Genomic DNA, 17,959 nt, shown 5'->3' on the forward strand with positions numbered 1-17,959 from the left:
TATTCCCCCAAAATCTCTCCACTCTCTCCTCCAACCGCGACTTCCAAGGGAAGAAGCCCACAAGTCTTCGCAGCCCCAGGCAAGGTCTTTTATGCCATTGGCTCTGTGTATAGCTATTATTGTCGCCCTTCGGTGGCGCATGGATGCGCGAACCACAGCGAAGCTGTGGCGCCGACGAGCCTGGATGGCGTGGTGACAATAATAGCTATACACAGAGCCAAACGTCGCATAAACTTAGACCAAAGCCAGTTCATGGAGGAATTGCTTTGAAATCTCTCGGCATAGACATCGGTTCCAGCAGTATAAAAATTGTGGAGGTGCAATCCACTTCCAAAGGATTTCAAGTCACTCAGTGCATGGAGCATCCACTAGGAATTGCCCCAGGCCACGATCAGGAACTTGAGATTCTGGAATATCTGCGCGATTTTGCCAGTCTTTATGATCCGGCCCAAACACGTTTTGTTTTTGCTTTACCACAAAATCGCGTGGCTGTTCGTAATAAATTCTTCCCCTTCAATGACCGCTTAAAAATTGCCAAAAGTTTGGCTTTCGAATTGGAAGAGGATCTGCCTTTCTCCGCGGACAATGCCATCTTTGATGCCAAAATCATCCGCACAGTGGGTTCCGGTGCGGAGATCCTGGCCTGCGCGGCTCCGAAAATTCACGTTCAGAATCTGATTCAAAGAGCTCAAGACTCAAACATGGACCCCTTCCTGATTTCTGCAGAAGGCACGGCCTATGCCAATGTCTTTGAAAAGTGGAATGAAGCGCCTCCCTCCGTGCCTGCCCCTGCCATCGGCCTTGATGACGAGGCCAAGCCCGTGCGCCAGGTGACTTTGACATTGCACATCGGGCACAGCCGCACTTTGGTGTGTGCTTTCGAAGGCAGCTCTCTTATTCAGGTCGGATCCATTCTTTGGGGTGGGAAAAATATTGCCGAAGCCATTGCGCAAAAGTACGAAATTCCGTTCATCGAAGCCATCAAAGAGCTGCAAACAAAAGCTTTCATTTTAACTAATAAACAAGGTGCCACTTTCGATCAGGTCACCTTCTCAGACACCATTGCAAAATGTGTTCGTGAGATGGCGCGTGATCTGCAGTTGGCGATTCTTGAGCTCAAAAGCGAATTCAACGCCCAGATCAACAGCATCAGCATGACAGGTGGCGTATCGCAGATTCAGAATTTGGGACCTTTCCTGACTCAGGTTCTCGAGGTTCCGGTGAACCGCGTGTCGGCTCTGGATCAGATCCCGAACATCGCCTTTGAACGTTCCGTCGCTAACGGAGCAAAAATGGGCGTAGCTTTGGGGCTGGCACTGGAAGGCTTCAAAAAACCGCGCAATCCCCCGGTGAACTTCCTGCGTGGCGAGTTCGCAAAAGAAAATCACCAGTTCAAAATGTTCTGGGAAAAATGGGGCTCGACAATCAAAGTGGCCACGGCAGCACTGGTTGTGCTGTTCGTTTACACTTCCTTGCGTGAAAGTTTCTCTTTAAGTCTTGCGGACCGCACGCAGGAGGTATTGAAAACCCAGGCCAAAACTGTGGCGGGGCTGAAAGGCCGTGCCGCCTCTGAAAACGGCATCCGCAAGTACATTCGGGACAACAAAAAGCGCGCCGCTGATCTGAAAACTCTGGCCAGTGTTGCCAATATGAATTCCGCGTTGGATATCGCCAAGAAGATCAACGACGCTGTCCCGCCGAAGTCATCAATCACCTTGGACATCCAACAGCTTTCTGTTCAGGACCAGCAGGTTGTTTTACAGGGTTACGTCAATTCCCCGAAAGAAATGAGTCTGCTGCAGCAGGCGCTGACCAACGTTTCAACGGATGGTCAGGTGAAGCCAGGGCAAAGCCGTCTGAATCCCCTGCCGGGACGCACGGCTTTTTCGTTCAGTTTCAATGTCGATCGTAATATTGAGAAGGTGACTCGATGAGCAGCTTGGATGATTTGAAAGAAAGATTTATCGCCGACTCTCGCGCCACTTGGGAACGTCTTCAGGAAAGCACCGCGTACAACCAAATGCGTGACCGCTATGAAAACATGACCCCCGCCATGCAGAAGCTGACTTTGATCGGCGGCGTGGCCTTGGTGACTTTGCTTGTCCTGTCCATCCCCTATGGCAAATACACACAGTCCACTGAATATGTCGGGGAATTTGAAAGCAAACGCATGACCATTCGTGAGCTTTTGAAAGTCAGCCGCGAATCTTCGGATGTACCACAGATTCCCCAGGCCCCGTCCATGGACATGATCCGCAACAATGTGGACAATCAGATCAAAGCCGCCAATCTTTTGCCTGAACAAATTCAGGGCACAGAGATTCAGGAAAACAATTCCAATCTGGTTCCTAAAAATCTGACAGAGGGACTTTTGCAGGTCAGTCTGGTGAAACTGAATCTGCGTCAGGTGTTGGATCTGGGGTATCAGTTCCAAAGCATCAATCCCAGTGTCAAACTGAAGGACATGATCATGACGGCAAATCGTGAAGACGGCCGTTACTTTGATGTGGTTTACAAGCTGGTGGCTCTGGCCGTTCCAGCTCCCCCGGCTCCCGAACCGATGGAACCTTCTCGCGGCCGCAAAAATCGCAATAGCGGGGACGAGTAATCATGGCTCAACTTCGTCAGCTTCTGAAATTGATCGGACAAAGCAAAAGCAAAATCGCCGTGATGGTACTTTCCGCGCTGGTGTTTGTTTTTCTGCTCTTCCCGTTTGATGACCTGAGTGACTTGATTTCTTCACAAGTGTCCCGCTTGAGCAATAATTCTGTCTACGTGCAGTTTGAAAAGCTGAAAATGAGCCTTTTCCCACAACCTGGCGTGCAGATGGATCAGGTTTATATTGAGTCTTTAAGAACTCCGGCGATTTCCGCGCAGGAACTGGTGATCACCCCGTCTGTTCGCGGCTTGATCCAGCAAAAACCGTATGGGCATGTTTCAGCCAAGGGACTGCTGAAGGGTGATGTCGATGTTCATGTCGGCAAAGGCTCAAAGACAGAAAACGGTGCCGAACGCCATAAGATTGAAGTCAGCGCGAAGAAAATTTCGTTGCATGATTTGCGTGAGATGGCGAACCTGCCGGTCCTTTTGAAGGGTCAGTTGAATCTGGAATCCACGGTTCTTGCCGACTTAAGCTTCCAGGAACAACCCGATGTGGAAATGAATCTTTCCATCAACCAGTTCGAGCTTCCTCCTTCCAACGTCAACACACCGATGGGTCCATTGACGTTACCAGACTTGAAGCTGAGCACAGTGGAACTAAAAGGTCGCTTGGCCGCAGGTCAGTTCGTGATTGAAAGCGGCACCATTGGCAAGCCCGGGGACGAACTGTACGGTACTATTAAGGGCAAGATCGGCTTAACAATCGTCAACCGCGGCAGCTCCTTTGGACATCAAATCGGGGCCTACAACATCGAAGTGGATCTGCGCACTAAACGCAGCTTCCAAGAGCGTGCAGCCCTGTTCCTGACGTTCATTGACGGCTATAAAACACAGACGCCTGAGGGGTCTCAGTACAAGTTCAAAGTCTCTGCCAGCAATCCCATGATGCCGCCAAGCATTGGTGCTGCGCGTTAGTCCGAGTTTTAGATCTCTTCCCAACCCCGCTTTAATTAACTTGATGCGGGGCTCTGCTTAATAATTGCACACCTCTTTGGTAATTAAATTTGAGTCGGAAGTCCTTATTGACTTCACTCTTAATCTGACCAAAAACGAATGGGTCAATTATTGGAGGGAATATGTCTGGAGTAAATAAAGTTATCCTTGTAGGCCGTTTGGGCGCTGATCCTGAAGTAAAAGCTATCGGCAGCGGCAGCACTGTTGCGCGTTTGAACCTGGCAACAAGTGAAACCTGGGTTAAAGATGGTCAAAGACAAGAGCGCACGGAATGGCACCGTATCACAGTTTGGGGCAAGTTGGCTGAGATCTGTGGCAAACACCTTTCTAAAGGTCGCCAAGTGTACGTGGAAGGCAAACTTCAAACTCGCCAGTGGGAAGACCAGCAAGGTCAAAAACGCTACACCACTGAAATCGTAGCCAGCACTGTTCAGTTCTTGGGTGGCGCGACAGGTGAAAAATCCTCCAGCAACTCCATGGGTGGCAACGACGATTTCAACTTCCAAGATTTCGGTCCGGAGCCAAGCTTCAACAGCAACGACGAGATCCCTTTCTAAGGGATGAAAATGGCCCGCCTGCTGCGTTGGACGAGCTTCGTCCTCATCCGACGTAGCATTAGCTAAGCCTCCTTGCGGGCGAAACTCATCCGCCTTGCATTCGAACCATTTTGATCCCTTAGGGGTATAAATAGATGGGTCATAAATAGATAAGCCAAAAGCCCTGAAGAAATTCGGGGCTTTTTTTTTGCCTTTTAAATGCCCTATAATAAAGGGGTTATGAAAGCATTAGTACTTTCCACCCTTGCTGTTTTTTTTCTTGGCGGTTGCACTGTCTACCGCTCAGAGGGTCGTAAGCAATTTGAATCCGAAGCACCCGGAAAAGTTGCCGGCGCCTCTTTTCAACTTATTAATTGCAAAAAAGAAGGCAAACTTGAAACCTGGTTCCACGAGGAATTCCCGGCACATGAGTACGAGCTGGTCCTGGCTGAATCAGATCTGGAAATCTGGCGCACTCAACGAGGCTCAGTCGTGGAAGTGAAGGCTTTGCAAAAAAGTGAAAAAACAACCCAGTCCTGCATCTATCAATTTGCCAACGACACCGTCTGGACACTTTACAAAGATCAATTCATCCGAGAACTCGAAAACAACCTGATGACACTTGAATAGAAAGAGGTCCCGTGATTTTCAGAACCCGCCTCCTTGCCATCTGCCTGCTTCTTAGTTTTTCTTCTGCAGGCTCTGCCGCCACGGTGTCTGCCGTCAAAGGACAAAAAGTTCTGATCAACCTGGATGGCGACACCACCGAAGTCGGCGACGAGTTCTATCTGATCAATCCCGAAACCCAAAAACGCACAGCCATCATTCGCATCAAACAGGTGAAACCCGGAAAAGCTCTGGGGGATATTCTGCGCGGGAAAGCCGTCAGCGGTTCCACTCTGCAGGCCAAAGCCCCCTCGTCCATGAGCGCCGATGTCCCAGCGTCTTCTGAATCCTCTGGCAGCACCAGCGGCAATAACGCCGGCTATTTGCGCGTTTTGAAAGATTCCTGGGGCATCACGGGCGGCTATTTGATGTCCACCATGGATGCGGATATCACCTATCGTGATCCTGGATTTGGTACCATGCTAAAAACCTCAGCCAGCATGTCCGGCAGCGGTTTTGGAGTCGGTGGATTTTATGACTATGTTTTGAACTCCAGCTTGGTAGGCCGGGGCTTTGCCGCGATTGAACAGTTCAATGTCACCGGCTCTGCCTCCTCTGCCGGTTGCCAAAACAGCACCAACTGCGACGCTAAAATCAACTATCTGTCTTTGTACGGGCTCTTGAAATGGTATCCCCTGCAGGACAAGTACCGCATCTGGGTCGGCGGAGGCATGGGTTATTTGCTGGCTCTTTCTAAAAGCAGTACAGCTTTGAATGAATCACAGATTTCCACCAATCAGGTCTTCACTTTGGGTGGCGGCGTGGACGTACAAATGAGCCGCAAGAACTACGTCCCCATCAGTCTTGAATACAATATGTTCCCGCCCTCTGACACCGTCAAAGCCAGCATGATCTCCATCAAAGCCGGCTGGGCCTGGAATCTTTAATTTATTGTTTTTGCATCGGCAACCAGATCACAAAGCGCGTCTTGGGCGAACTGTCATCCAGATAGAACTTCCCATCGTGAGCCTGAATGATCCCCTGAGAAATGCTCAAGCCCAGCCCCACTCCCTTACCCACCTCTTTGGTGGTGAAAAAAGGCTCCATGATTTTTTCTTTTAAGAAGGGTGGCACCCCGACTCCCGTGTCGGTGACCGAAATTTCCACGCCATTGTTACGAGCCGCAGCCTCGATAACCACACGACGTTCTGCACAGCCAGCCACGGCATCGGCCGCATTATTCAAAAGATTCAGCAGCACCTGTGAAATCTGATATGGACGAACGACGACTTCCAAGTGCGGCTCCAGGCGACTGACCAGCTCAATCCCCTCACCTTTAAACTTATCCGCACAGAAGGCCAGTGTATCTTCAACAATGGCCTCCACCACAACACGCTCTTTATCCCCTTGATCGGACTCCCGCGCATAGGACCGCAGGCCCTTGACAATCTTTGCAATACGATTGGTGGTCGACTCGGCCACCTCCATGCGCTTTTGCACTTCCATGTCCGAAGCCAGTCCCCGGTTGTTCAGGAGTCTTCGAAGAACACTCAAGTGACCGTTGATGATGGTCAAAGGATTGTTGATTTCATGCGCAATCCCCGCCGCCATTTCACCCAACGACGCCAGTCGAGACGAGGTGATGATCTTTTTTTCCTGCTCTTTGAGCTGCCTTTCCTTGGCGCGCTTTTGTGTCACATCCTCTACCACAGCCAGATAGCCGGTGACGTGGCCTTCTTCATCAACGACTCTGCCCAAAGACAGCGCCCCTTCGAAACGGCGGCCGTCACGCCCCACAAACACCCAGTCGGAAGCCTCATTATAACCCTTTGAGAACATCGCCTCAATCAGGTCCAATGCTTCCGGAAGGGGTTTCCCCATTTCGCTTTCCATCCTTAGACGGAACAACATCAAGTCCTGATGATCATGCATAAGAGACGGCATGTGTTTTCCAGCCACTTCTTCGGACTTCCATCCCGTCAAAGCCTCCGCCGAGGAATTCATTTCCCGGATGATTCCATTTTCATCCATAGAAACCATCATAAGCGGTGTGGCATCCATCGCAGCAGACTTCCACTCTGCAACGGCACGCGCCCTTTTGCCAAGCTCCGTGGCTCTGTTATAAAAACTCAACGCCAAGCCCAGCAATACAGTAATACTGACACCAAAAACCAAAACCATTTGTGGCAAAGACGACGTGTTCTGGCGAATAACCCCGGTCGTGGGAGTGAATGAGATCACCCAGTCCACACCCAGGTTGTTGTAATGAACCTTCGAAATCCAATCCCGAGAAAGCACCGGATCCCACTCAAAGCTGCGATAGACTTCTTCTCCGTTCTGCAGTATTGCAATGTGATACCCTTCAGCGCGTGCAAACCGATCGACAAAGCTCTTTAGATCTATCGCGGCCGAAACTACACCCAGGAATTTGTGATTCTGCATCACAGGCACCAGAATACCAAAGCCTCGCCCGCCGGATTTCATCTCAAAGATGCGGGAAATGCGGGGCTCTTCGGAACTGCGAACCGCATCCAAAGCCTCAGCAATCTCGGGAGAGCGCCCCAGTGATGTGTTCTGAATGGACTTACTAAAGTCATCCATTGGATAAAGCCAGCGCATCACCAGCTTCTGATCTGACCACATCAGTCGACGAATCCCCTTGAACTCCTCGTAATAGAACTTCGCATCCAGACGCCACATCGTCTCATCAGCATATGCGCCCGCCGCCATCCGACGAGCCATGTGTTGCAAAGCCTTCTCAAGAGGTACAAAGGTTCCATCCAGCTTAATCTTGAATCCTTCAGCGCGCACCAAAGTCACGCTGCGATTTCTTTCAATATCCTTCAGCAACAAAAGCTGCCAGATCGCCACAGAAACTAAAACGCCGATCAGAACCACATAGATCGGCACCGTCGCCGTTCGCCCGTCTTCCTCACCACGCACATTGATGCGAACTCTCCAAAGCTGGGCCGTCGCCAAAAGCATGAAACAGACCGCGGTATGGATTGCCATTCGCGAAAAATTACCCCATCCATACTCGGAACTAAAATCCAGGAAATATCCCAACAAGCCCAGGAAACCAAAACCCAATACCAGGGAACTGGCCGTGACTTTCGTCATCCGCCGGGCATAGGTGCTGCCAATAGAAATATCTGAAAGACTTAAAAGCAAAAAGCACACGGCCGTGCTAATCGCCATGCGCCCTGGAGAACTGACACCTATAGAATAAAAAGCCGGACCGAAAAACTGATCTATACCAAAATCATATCCCGTCAGGTACTGCAACAAAGTCGCCGTGGCCAATGCCCCAACAGAAAAACTCAGGTACTGAGAGAGCTTTTGAAACTTTCCCTGCTGAATCAGAAAAGACAAACTGATAATAAAAAAACTGATGGCCGTGTTCACCACCATCGGAGCAAAATCAGAACGCACCTGAACCACAGATGCACTTTTAATCACCCAGCCAAACAGCACCACGCAGGCCACTGCCAGAACCGACAGAGCCAACACGTAATGCAAATTTCTTTTTAAATTAGTGAAGAACACGGGTGACTCCAATGATCCCCTTGATCTTCTGAATCTCGAAAATCGCCTGATTCAGCTGACTGGAGTCACGGACACTGACCTCAAAGTTACAGACCGCTTTTTTGTCTTTGGTCGTGCGGATCTGCGCAGATTGAATATTGATCCCCTGCTGGGCAAAGGCCTCCGACATCAGCTTCAGCAACCCTGGAACGTCCTGAGAAATAATCTTCAAGCGCACAATACGTTCCTGACCTTCCCCGGCCTGCTTCACATTCCAGGTCACATCCACTTTACGTAACTGATCGAATTCAAAGGCCTTGCGGCAGTCACTGCGGTGAATAGAGATACCACGCCCACGGCTGATAAAGCCCACAATCGGATCCCCTGGAATCGGATGACAGCATTTCGCATAATGCACCAGAACATCATCCATACCATCCACACTGATCAAAGAATTGGTCTTGCGCGTTTTTTGTGTTGCCGCACGAATGACCTTCTCCATAAAGGTGGAGTCTTCTGTTTTTGCAGCTTCCTTCGCCAGATTTTCCGGCGAAAGCTTTTCTACCAGAATACGGGTTTCAAGTTTTCCATAACCGACGGTCACATACAGTTCATCCAGATCTGCCAGGCCATGATCCTTTAAATAAGTTTCAAAGGCGGGACCTTTCAGATACTTCACTGCTGCCATACCAAACTTGCGGAACTCTTTTTCCACAAGCTCTTTCCCCAGCATGATGGCGCGACGGCGCTGCTCTTCCTTAACGAAGGCGCGGATTTTGGATTTGGCTTTATTGGTAACAACGAATTTCAGCCAGTCTTTCGAAGGCACTTGTGTTTTGGAGGTTACAACCTCCACCGTGTCCCCGTTTTGCAGCTGGTACTTCAAAGGCACCATGCGACCATTCACACGGGCACCGACGATGCGGTTCCCCAGTTCCGTGTGGACAGCGAATGCAAAGTCCACCGGTGTCGCCCCTTCCGGGAACTCTCGTACATCTCCCGTCGGAGTGAAGACGTAAATTTCAGTTTCAAACAAATCCGTCTTGACGGTGTCCAGGAACTCGTCGGGATTGCGCACGTTTTGATGCCAGCTGACCAGATCCCGCAACCAGTTCGCCTGCTGCAGATCCTCATCATCCCCCATTTTGCCGCGCTCTTTGTACTTCCAGTGCGCAGCGATCCCTTTTTCCGCCACCAGGTGCATTTCATGGGTGCGGATCTGAATTTCAATTCGTTCCCCGCCAGGCCCCATCACCGTCGTGTGCAGGGATTGATAGTTATTGGCCTTGGGCATCGCGATGAAGTCTTTAAAACGGCCCGGAATTGGTTTCCACAGCGAGTGCACCAATCCCAGAGCGGCATAACATTCCGCCACGGAATCCACCAATACACGGAACGCCAGAACATCATAGACCTGATCGTAATCAATATTACGCGACTGCATCTTGCGATAGATCGACCACAAGTGCTTTGAGCGTCCATAAACCTCAAACCGGAATCCGGCTTTGGTCAGTTCTTTTCCAATAAGATGTTTTACTTCTTCGATGTAACGATTTTGTTCGGCTTCCGTCTTTTTGATCTGCTGAACAAGTTCGTAGTACATGTCCGGGCGATAGTAACGGAAACAAAGATCTTCCAGTTCAATCTTCAATGAACTGATACCCATGCGACCTGCCAATGGACAGTAGATCTCCAAAGTCTCTAAGGCAATGCGTTCCTGTTTTTCAAACGGCATAAAGTTCAGGGTTCGCATATTGTGCAAACGATCCGCCAGTTTCACCAGAACCACGCGCACGTCTTTACCCATGGCCACGATCATCTTGCGAATATTTTCGCCCTGTTTTTCATGGCTGTTTTTAAACTTCATCTGACCAATCTTGGTCACACCATCCACCAGATGCGCAATCACGTCGCCAAATTCACGACGAATATCTTCCAGGGTGGCCGCTGTGTCTTCAACCGTGTCATGCAGAAGACCCGTGGCAATGGTGTCCAGATCCAGATGAAAATCCGCAAGAATGGCGGCAACAGAAAGAGGATGAGAAATATAGGGTTCTCCACTGCGACGAATCTGTCCTTCGTGCATTTTTTCAGAGAACGAATATGCCTTCTCGATAATTTTGAGATCTGCATTCGGATAATAGCTGCGAATGCGGGCCAAAAGATCATCGACAGTTTTAACGGGCTTATTGGATAAGCTATCCTCTTTCGGGAGACTAAACATACTTTTTAGCCTACCCGAAATAAATTGCTAATTTTACTGGTTTTTTGTCGCCTCGCCCAAAGTGGAGACAGGTTCATCTTTAGGGACCCTTAAAACGCAAAAAAGGGAGGTTTTTTGACCTCCCTTTTCACCTTCCCACGAGGGGATATCGCATTTTTGCCAAGGACTACTTGTTCAGGTCCTTTTCAATCTGACGAATAGCTTCTGCGGCTTCCAAACTTTCTTGGTAACCCACGTTGCCCATTGCCACTTCACGCAAAGAGCTGACGATGTATTTGTTGCTGCGAGTGGAAACTGTTGCTTCCGCCCCTTTAAGAAGTTGCTTCGCTCTCTTAGCCACCATCAGGACAAGAGCAAATCTGTTAGGAACTTTTTCCAAGCAATCTTCTACGGTTACACGAGCCATTACGCCTCCGAAAAAATATATCTGGGTATATTAACGCTAAGTTAGCAATTTTTCAACGATTTTTTTGAATTCCGCGTAGGATTGCTCAAACACGTCGTTAACGATCTGATAATCGAACTTAGAGGCCTCTTGAATCTCTTTTTCCGCGTTGGCCATACGAACCTCAATGTCCGCAGGCACCTTCCCGTCCCTCTTTTCGATTCTGCGACGCAGCTCGTCTATGGACGGCGGATGAATAAAGATGGTCTTAGCGTCCTCAAATTTGGATTTAAAGGTCGCCACCCCTTGAATATCGATATCCATGATAGCGGTTTTGCCCTGTTTCCAGGCGGACTCTAGGGACTCGTAAGATGTTCCATAGAAGTTCGTATGCACCTTCGCCCACTCAACAAAGAAACCCTGTTTGATCTTGGCTTCAAAGTCCTCATGAGTGATGAAGTTGTACGGCTGCCCCTCGGACTCCCCTTTACGCATGGAGCGCGTTGTGAAAGTGATAATATCCACCAAACGGGCATCTTCCCGAGTGATCCTTTCAACAAAGCTGCTTTTTCCTGCGCCACTTGGAGCGGCGACGATAATCATGCGCGTTTTCATAATTACTGTACGTTTTGTACCTGTTCTCTAAGTCGTTCAATAAGGGTTTTTGCTTCTACCACAGCCGAAGTGATCTTGGCTACCTGAGACTTTGACCCAATCGTATTCACTTCGCGCAGCAGCTCCTGCGTGTAGAAATCCAGCTTCTTTCCTTCGGCCTGCTGGGAGCCTACCAGTTGACGGTAGTTCTTGATATGCTCCGTCAGGCGGGTCAGCTCTTCGTTGATATCGGCCTTTTCAAGCTGAATCACGATTTCCTGAGACAATCGGGTGGCGTCAATCTCATTTCCTTTAAGACGCGCTCGGATTTTCTGCTCGTAGCGGTCCTGAAGTTGTGCATTGGCTTCGCCGCGCAACTCACTGATAACCTTGATTTGTTTTTCCAAAGACACCAACAGCTTCTGAAGGTCCTTTTGCAGGAACTTCCCTTCCCGCGAGCGTTCCTTGTCACAATTGGAACAGGCCTGAGCGAAGGCCTTTTTCAGGATCTTATCTTCGCCGCTGAACAGTTCGTAGCTGTCCTCGATTTTGATAATTTCCGGCAGGCGCGCCAAAGCTTCAAGATGAACATTCATAGGAACGCCCAACTCTTTGGAAAGATGCTTGTAAGCTGCCATGTACTTTTTCGCCAAGGCGTCGTTCACAGTCATTTGCGCTTTGCCCGCCACGTTTTTCACCCGACGGGACACAAAGACATCCACAGTCCCACGCAACAACGTCGCACCCAGAACCTTCTTCAACTCCCCTTCATAGGGAACAAATTCTCTTGGCAAATGAAACCGCGGCTCCAAAAAACGACCATTCACGGAACGGATGCTCACTTCCACAGTGACGTCTTTAGTCTGAACTCTTGCGGTGCCGTACCCTGTCATGCTTTTCATAATTACCTCTATTCTCGACTTGTCCCGGAATCAGGGTCAAGGCTTGAGAAATTTCTCGACCACGGCTCTTGCCTCTGCAAAACCCGAGTGCCCATCAAACCACTGAATCTCACTGTCTCTTTGAAACCAGGTTCTCTGCCTTTTGGCGAGTTGGTGCGTGTTTTTCACGATCTCTTCAAAGAGCTGCTCTTCGCTCAGGGCTCCTTTTAAATAATCCAATGTCTCTTTATAACCCACACTGCTCATCGGGGCCCAGGAAGCAAGACCTTCATCGAGAAGACCTTGAACTTCTGCCACCAACCCCGCCTGCATCATCTTCTGCACCCGCAAGCGGATGCGTTCGCGCAGAACCTCGCGATCCCATTGCGGACCGATCTTCAAAAGAGGATACGGAAACGGCGCACGCTGAGCCTCGAATTCCCGCTGAATCTGGGTGACACTTTTCCCCTGACTGCGAATCAGCTCAATGGCGCGACCAATACGATAGCGATCTGACAAATGAATCTTGGCACCGTATTCAGGGTCGGCCGCTGTCATTTCTGCATGCAGTCGGCGCGCCCCTTCATCGGTTTGCAGTTCCTGCTCGACCTGTTTTTGGATTTCAGACGGAACCGGAATGACCGGATACATGCCCTTTTCTATGGCCATAAAATAAAAACCCGTGCCGCCCACAACAAACACCGGCTTTTCTTCCGGGATGGCTTTTAAGACTTCATAAAAATCCCGACAGTAGTTGCCTGCGGTCATCTCTTCCGGAGGTGCCACATAATCCAGCAGATAATGCGGCACCAATGCCTGTTCTTCCCTTGAGGGCTTGGCCGAACCGATATCCAGCTTTTTATAAACCTGCACTGAATCACAGTTCACAATCACACCGTTATACTCTTGAGCAAGCCTCAGGGCCCACTCGGATTTTCCGGTGGCAGTTGCACCCACTACAAAGATCACGTGTCGTTGTGCCATCTAAACAATTCGCCCGAAGTCTTTTTCCAGTTTATAAAACGGATACTCCACACTCACCGGACGACCGTGAGGACAGAAACTGGACAGCGGGAACAAATCCATATCACGCAAAAGATTTTTCATCTGATCAAGACTGAGCGACTGCCCGGCACGAACCACCGAATGACAGGCCATGGTGGCACAGATGTCCCCCACCGTGCGCTCCAAAGAATAACTGCCCCCTTGATCGACAATCTCGGTCGCCATTTTATCCAAAACCGCGCTCAGACTGGATTCCTTGATCATCAATGGAGCCGCCTTCACGCCCACCGTGCCTGGCCCCAGGGCTTCAATGTGCACACCCAGGCGCTCCATTTCTTTTCCCATCGCCAGAAGTGCTTCAACTTTTTCCGGTGACATATCTATCGCTAACGGGAACAGGAATTCCTGAACATCGATCTTGCCACCCTTCCAAGCAGTCATCAGTTTTTCAAACACCACTCGCTCATGAGCGGCGTGCTGATCAACAAAAACAATTTTTTCACGGGATTGGGTCACAATGTAAGTCAGATTCGCCTGTCCCAGAACCTCCAGCGAAGACCAATAACCCATCGGAGCCTCTGGTGCCACTGAAGCAGTCCCGGCCGGAGCAAAACCTTCCCGGGAACTGGCTGCCTCTGCCAGCGCCTGATAGGTCGTCTGAGGCTGCTGCAGCGACGAGGGCGACAACGATTTCGGGAAATTGAATTCCTTTTTCTGGAACTGAGTCACATCCAAAGACTTATCCTGAAAACTCAGGTTCTGCTGAGGCATCGCAGGCATTGAGGGCGTGACTGCTGCAGGTGCCACGGCCGGAGTCCCATTCTCTGCCCCACGCACAATCCAGGGGGCTTGCTCCAAAGTGCTGCGCAAAGCCCCCGCCACAGCCCGGAAAGCCAGTGAAGGATCCTGGAACTTGACCTGGGATTTTGTCGGATGAATGTTCACGTCCACACAGTCAGGATCGGTTTCCACCCAGACGGCCGCAATGGGGTATTCCCCATGCATCAGAAGATTTCTGTAAGCTTCATTCACTGCCGCCTGCAAACTGCGATCTTGAATCCAACGGTTCTGCGCAAACAGCCAGATGTTCTTGGCTGTCTTCGCCACATTGTGGGGATCGGCAAACACCGCATAAGCGCGCACGTTTTCTCGCACAGCTTCCCCTTCAAAAAGGGGTTTGATTTCCAGAATTTGTTCCACCCGGTCTTTGCGATTTTTACACGCAGGCCAAAAAGAAACGAGCTTGCCGTTTTCCTGGATGCGGAACTCAACATCAAAGTGCGACAAGGCCATGGCTTTCAAGGTTGTTTTGATCGCCGTGTTTTCCGCAGAATCTGATTTCAGGAATTTTAAACGCGCTGGTGTGTTGTCAAAAAGATTTTCAATCAGAATGGTGGTGCCTTGAGAACCACCGACTTTGTCGATGTCTTTTTTTCGTCCGTATTCGCTGATCAACTGATGAGCCTGTTCATCCCCACTGCGACGGGAAGTCAGTGTCAGCTTGCTGACGGCCGCAATACTGGCTAAAGCTTCCCCGCGAAAACCAAAAGTGCGAAGGCTCCAGAGATCATCGGTTTTGGAAATTTTACTCGTGGCAAATCTCTCCAGAGCTTTGGGCAAATCCTCTGGCGCCATGCCTTTGCCATTATCAATGACTTTGACAATACGGCCGCCATCAAAGAACTCAACATGCACGCGCGAGGCCCCGGCATCGATGCTGTTTTCAACAAGCTCTTTAACCAAGTGAGCAGGACGCTCAACCACCTCGCCTGCGGCGATTTGGTCCACTACTTCAGGAGATAAAATCTGAATCGACATAGGGGGAATTTGCATGAGCTCCCCCCTCCTGTCAAAGGTCTATTGGGGGCGCAAACACTCGCCCCAGGCCTGGCATTTCAACAGCCGGGAACGCAAGTGCTCAGCATCTCTCAGAGTCATTTGGATCTCCTGATCAAAGCCCTTTTTCAGGCCGCCAAACTGAGAAATGGCACGGAATTTAAAATCACCCTGGAAGTCCTCAACCCGGAAGGAAAGCTTGTGATCATGAGGTTGGAACTGAATCTTGTTGGCATGCTGAGTGAGATTCCACGTAAAGCGATCGCGTTGCGCTTTGAGTTTGTCCATGGCCTGCTGCAGATTCTTCCAACACTTCACCTCGGCCACCAAGACGACCTTATGAGTGCCCTTTTCAAATACAACAACGTCGAGTTCTCCCAGAGTGTCCTCCCCCAGGCTGTACTCAATCCCTGTCGTCACTTCAAAAGACGGTCCGAACTCTTTTTCGATATCCACCCGGGCCACCTGTTCGCAGACAGTCCCATCCGGCTCAAAATTGGCCCCCGAATTCTTCAAAGCCTCAAAATAAGGCTCAATATCCGCAGCAAATGAAAAGGAAGAAACAAACAGAACAGAAATAAATAACGCAACTAAACGCATCAGAAGGGCCCCCTCAAACCCGGACCTTTCTTAACACCCCGTCCCCCGAAAAGGTACCTGCTTACCTTTGCAGAAGCCATGCGTCAGAAGTCGTGAGAGAAACTCAGGCCGAAGGCAAGATATTGGGTCCGCTCCCAGTAGTACTTTACGTCGCCGCGCAGGGACCAATCTCCCATGCGCACAGCAGTCCCCAAGTCAAAGACCGCCCCGAGACTCATATCATCGGCGGAATAGCTGACATTGGAGGCCCCACTTGGAACATCCAAATTAAAATGTGAATACTTAAACATCGGGCCGAAACCATAATAGAACAGCATGTTCTTCCCCTGCGGCATCACGGTCTGCAAAAGGAAATCAGCGATAAAAATAAATCCGTCCGCCGAGCGCTTGGTGTAGTCCTGATAGTAAGACGGCGCCCCGAAGAAGAATAAAATATTGGCGTCCGTGTAAATCTCACCCGTGAACATCGTGTTAAAGCCATTGAACTTGGCGCCATAGAAAAGCAACCCGTCCGTGCGCTCTTTGCCCAGGGTGTCTTCCATATAGTTTGTGTACTGCAGAACAAGTCCGCGGTATCGAGTCGCAAAGAACGGTTTCTTTCGTTTTTCCTCGGGCTTGGTCTTTTCCGGAGCTGTGATTTTAATAACGCCCGGCTTGATATCCGTGTCAGAAATCCAACCGGTATAACCTGGCTTCAGACGAATCTTATAAAAGGGGCCTTTTTTCTTGGTGGAGATGCTGTAAACACCTCCCAGCTTCAAAGTGGAAATAACCGGAGCATCAAAATCCGCGTCCTGATAAACCAAAGCCCCGTCAATAACGACCGTCGCCTGCTGAGCCTGCGCCCATACACTTAACGGCAGCAACAACACCAACAGCAGACAAGCCAGAACTTTATTTAAAACGCATGAGCCAAACACGATAGAACGCCTCAAGTACAATCTTCAGGGACATCTTACTTTGTCCTACGCGACGATCTTCAAAAACGATCGGAGACTCGGCCCCTTTGAAGCCCTTCTTTAAAGCCTTGTATTTTAGTTCAATCTGGAAGCTGTAACCATTGGACTCAACTGAAGAAAGATCAATGCCGTGCAGAACCTCTTTCTTCCAAGCGTTAAAGCCACCGGTCCAGTCATTCAAAGGAAAGCCCAAAATCATGCGCGAATAAATACCGCCACCACGGGAAATGATCTTACGGATAATGCCCCAATTCACGGTACGTCCGCCTGGCACATAACGAGATCCCACGGCAAAATCATTAGCCTGCATGGTCTTCAATAGAGGCCCCAGGTCTTCCGGGCGGTGCGAGAAATCCGCATCCATTTCAACAATACCCTCAAAGCCGTGATCAATACCCCAGCGGAAACCGGCAATATAGGCTTTCCCCAAGCCCTGCTTGCCAGGGCGGGACAGAAGATGAAGCTGCGGCATGCTTTTTTGCATTTCGCGTACAATAGCCCCGGTGCCATCTGGAGAGTTGTCATCAACAACCAGAATCTCTACGCCCAAATTCTGAGCAAAGATGGCAGACACGATCGCCTGAATGTTTTCTTTTTCATTGTACGTAGGAATGACAACCAGATTTTTCATGGCTCTAAGCTGTCATAAAGAGCCCCGACATGCAATCTTTTGCTCAAATGGATCGGGAGACGAGGCGCCCTTTCCCCTTTTCCTGAAGAGCCTTCGCTTTATCTGCGGGAATTGCGGGCAAATTTAACGGTTTTGCCAGCAAATATTTAGGATCTTGACGGCGCTGATCCAACTGCTCTTTCACTTTATTTGCAGCCTGCTCCGGGGCCTTTAGATAAAGCACCGGATCGAACCCACAAGAGCGACACACCACCGACAAACGCCAGCGGATCTTCACGAACACTTCCGAGATCGCCAGACAGATTACAAAGACAATCAAAACGCGCGGATCAAACTGCTGCCACAAAGCGAACATCAGCACCAGCGAAGCCAGGGCACTTCCCAACACATTCATAAAGGAAATATTCTTACGACGATAAATTCGGCGCGGGCTTTTGCAAAAGGCACAATAGCAGTTATGACGAGTCTGAAAAAACGACAACATACTTCTATTCTGCCAAAGACAAGGTCCAGAACGAAAGATCAATTTTTGAAAAATGACAAAGCCTTGCTAGAATCAAAG

At 49.8% G+C, this 17,959-nt stretch carries 17 protein-coding genes; 6 read left to right on the forward strand and 11 right to left on the reverse strand.

Annotation, left to right across the window (positions count from 1 at the left end; genetic code table 11):
- The first annotated feature begins 266 nt into the window (after positions 1–266).
- The 6 genes from pilM to ACZ5ZV_RS12110 all read left to right on the forward strand — a co-directional run bounded on the left by pilM (position 267) and on the right by ACZ5ZV_RS12110 (position 5,704).
- A complete protein-coding gene (gene pilM / locus ACZ5ZV_RS12085; protein WP_464117252.1) occupies positions 267–1,934 on the forward strand; it encodes a pilus assembly protein PilM in 1,668 nt (555 codons plus the stop codon).
- Positions 1,931–2,608 carry a hypothetical protein gene (locus tag ACZ5ZV_RS12090; RefSeq protein ID WP_464117253.1) on the forward strand — a complete coding sequence of 226 codons (678 nt, stop codon included), beginning with the start codon at positions 1,931–1,933 and terminating at the stop codon, positions 2,606–2,608. Before pilM ends, ACZ5ZV_RS12090 begins: the two co-directional genes overlap by 4 nt.
- Positions 2,609–2,610: 2 nt before the next feature.
- A complete protein-coding gene (gene gspN, locus ACZ5ZV_RS12095; protein ID WP_464117254.1) occupies positions 2,611–3,576 on the forward strand; it encodes a type II secretion system protein GspN in 966 nt (321 codons plus the stop codon).
- Positions 3,577–3,737: 161 nt separating this feature from the next.
- Positions 3,738–4,172, forward strand: coding sequence for a single-stranded DNA-binding protein (locus tag ACZ5ZV_RS12100; RefSeq protein ID WP_262552480.1), 435 nt, complete (start codon positions 3,738–3,740; stop codon positions 4,170–4,172).
- A 219-nt stretch (positions 4,173–4,391) separates the two neighbouring features.
- The gene (locus ACZ5ZV_RS12105) at positions 4,392–4,781 is read left to right on the forward strand and encodes a hypothetical protein (protein WP_464117255.1); all 390 of its coding nucleotides are present in this window, start codon (positions 4,392–4,394) and stop codon (positions 4,779–4,781) included.
- Between the two features lie 11 nt (positions 4,782–4,792).
- Positions 4,793–5,704 (forward strand): outer membrane beta-barrel protein, encoded by a 912-nt coding sequence (locus ACZ5ZV_RS12110; RefSeq protein WP_464117256.1) that lies wholly within the window; start codon positions 4,793–4,795, stop codon positions 5,702–5,704.
- A gap of 1 nt (position 5,705) precedes the next feature.
- On the opposite strand, the gene ACZ5ZV_RS12115 is transcribed toward ACZ5ZV_RS12110, so the two are convergent.
- From ACZ5ZV_RS12115 to ACZ5ZV_RS12165, 11 genes are all read right to left on the reverse strand, one after another.
- A complete protein-coding gene (locus ACZ5ZV_RS12115; RefSeq protein WP_464117257.1) occupies positions 5,706–8,303 on the reverse strand; it encodes an ATP-binding protein in 2,598 nt (865 codons plus the stop codon).
- Positions 8,290–10,506, reverse strand: a complete 2,217-nt coding sequence (locus ACZ5ZV_RS12120) for a RelA/SpoT family protein (RefSeq protein WP_464117258.1) — start codon at positions 10,504–10,506, stop codon at positions 8,290–8,292. Before ACZ5ZV_RS12120 ends, ACZ5ZV_RS12115 begins: the two co-directional genes overlap by 14 nt.
- A 166-nt stretch (positions 10,507–10,672) precedes the next feature.
- Positions 10,673–10,912: a DNA-directed RNA polymerase subunit omega gene (gene rpoZ / locus ACZ5ZV_RS12125; RefSeq protein WP_464117259.1), complete on the reverse strand. Its 240-nt coding sequence runs from the start codon at positions 10,910–10,912 to the stop codon at positions 10,673–10,675.
- Positions 10,913–10,948: 36 nt separating this feature from the next.
- Complete coding sequence (gene gmk / locus ACZ5ZV_RS12130) at positions 10,949–11,506, reverse strand: guanylate kinase (RefSeq protein ID WP_464117260.1); 558 nt, start codon at positions 11,504–11,506, stop codon at positions 10,949–10,951.
- A 2-nt stretch (positions 11,507–11,508) separates the two neighbouring features.
- Complete coding sequence (locus ACZ5ZV_RS12135; protein WP_464117261.1) at positions 11,509–12,387, reverse strand: YicC/YloC family endoribonuclease; 879 nt, start codon at positions 12,385–12,387, stop codon at positions 11,509–11,511.
- A 36-nt stretch (positions 12,388–12,423) separates the two neighbouring features.
- On the reverse strand, positions 12,424–13,350 hold the full coding sequence (miaA, locus tag ACZ5ZV_RS12140; RefSeq protein WP_464117262.1) for a tRNA (adenosine(37)-N6)-dimethylallyltransferase MiaA: 927 nt from the start codon (positions 13,348–13,350) through the stop codon (positions 12,424–12,426).
- Positions 13,351–15,204, reverse strand: coding sequence for a DNA mismatch repair endonuclease MutL (gene mutL / locus ACZ5ZV_RS12145; protein ID WP_464117263.1), 1,854 nt, complete (start codon positions 15,202–15,204; stop codon positions 13,351–13,353).
- 24 nt (positions 15,205–15,228) lie between these two features.
- Complete coding sequence (locus ACZ5ZV_RS12150) at positions 15,229–15,807, reverse strand: hypothetical protein (protein ID WP_464117264.1); 579 nt, start codon at positions 15,805–15,807, stop codon at positions 15,229–15,231.
- A gap of 83 nt (positions 15,808–15,890) precedes the next feature.
- Complete coding sequence (locus ACZ5ZV_RS12155) at positions 15,891–16,727, reverse strand: SH3 domain-containing protein (protein WP_464117265.1); 837 nt, start codon at positions 16,725–16,727, stop codon at positions 15,891–15,893.
- Positions 16,702–17,397: a polyprenol monophosphomannose synthase gene (locus tag ACZ5ZV_RS12160; protein ID WP_464117266.1), complete on the reverse strand. Its 696-nt coding sequence runs from the start codon at positions 17,395–17,397 to the stop codon at positions 16,702–16,704. The genes ACZ5ZV_RS12155 and ACZ5ZV_RS12160 overlap by 26 nt, the downstream gene beginning before the upstream one ends.
- 43 nt (positions 17,398–17,440) lie before the next feature.
- Positions 17,441–17,881 (reverse strand): hypothetical protein, encoded by a 441-nt coding sequence (locus ACZ5ZV_RS12165; protein WP_464117267.1) that lies wholly within the window; start codon positions 17,879–17,881, stop codon positions 17,441–17,443.
- Positions 17,882–17,959 lie beyond the last annotated feature (78 nt).

The sequence above is a fragment of the Bdellovibrio sp. HAGR004 genome, assembly GCF_055397015.1.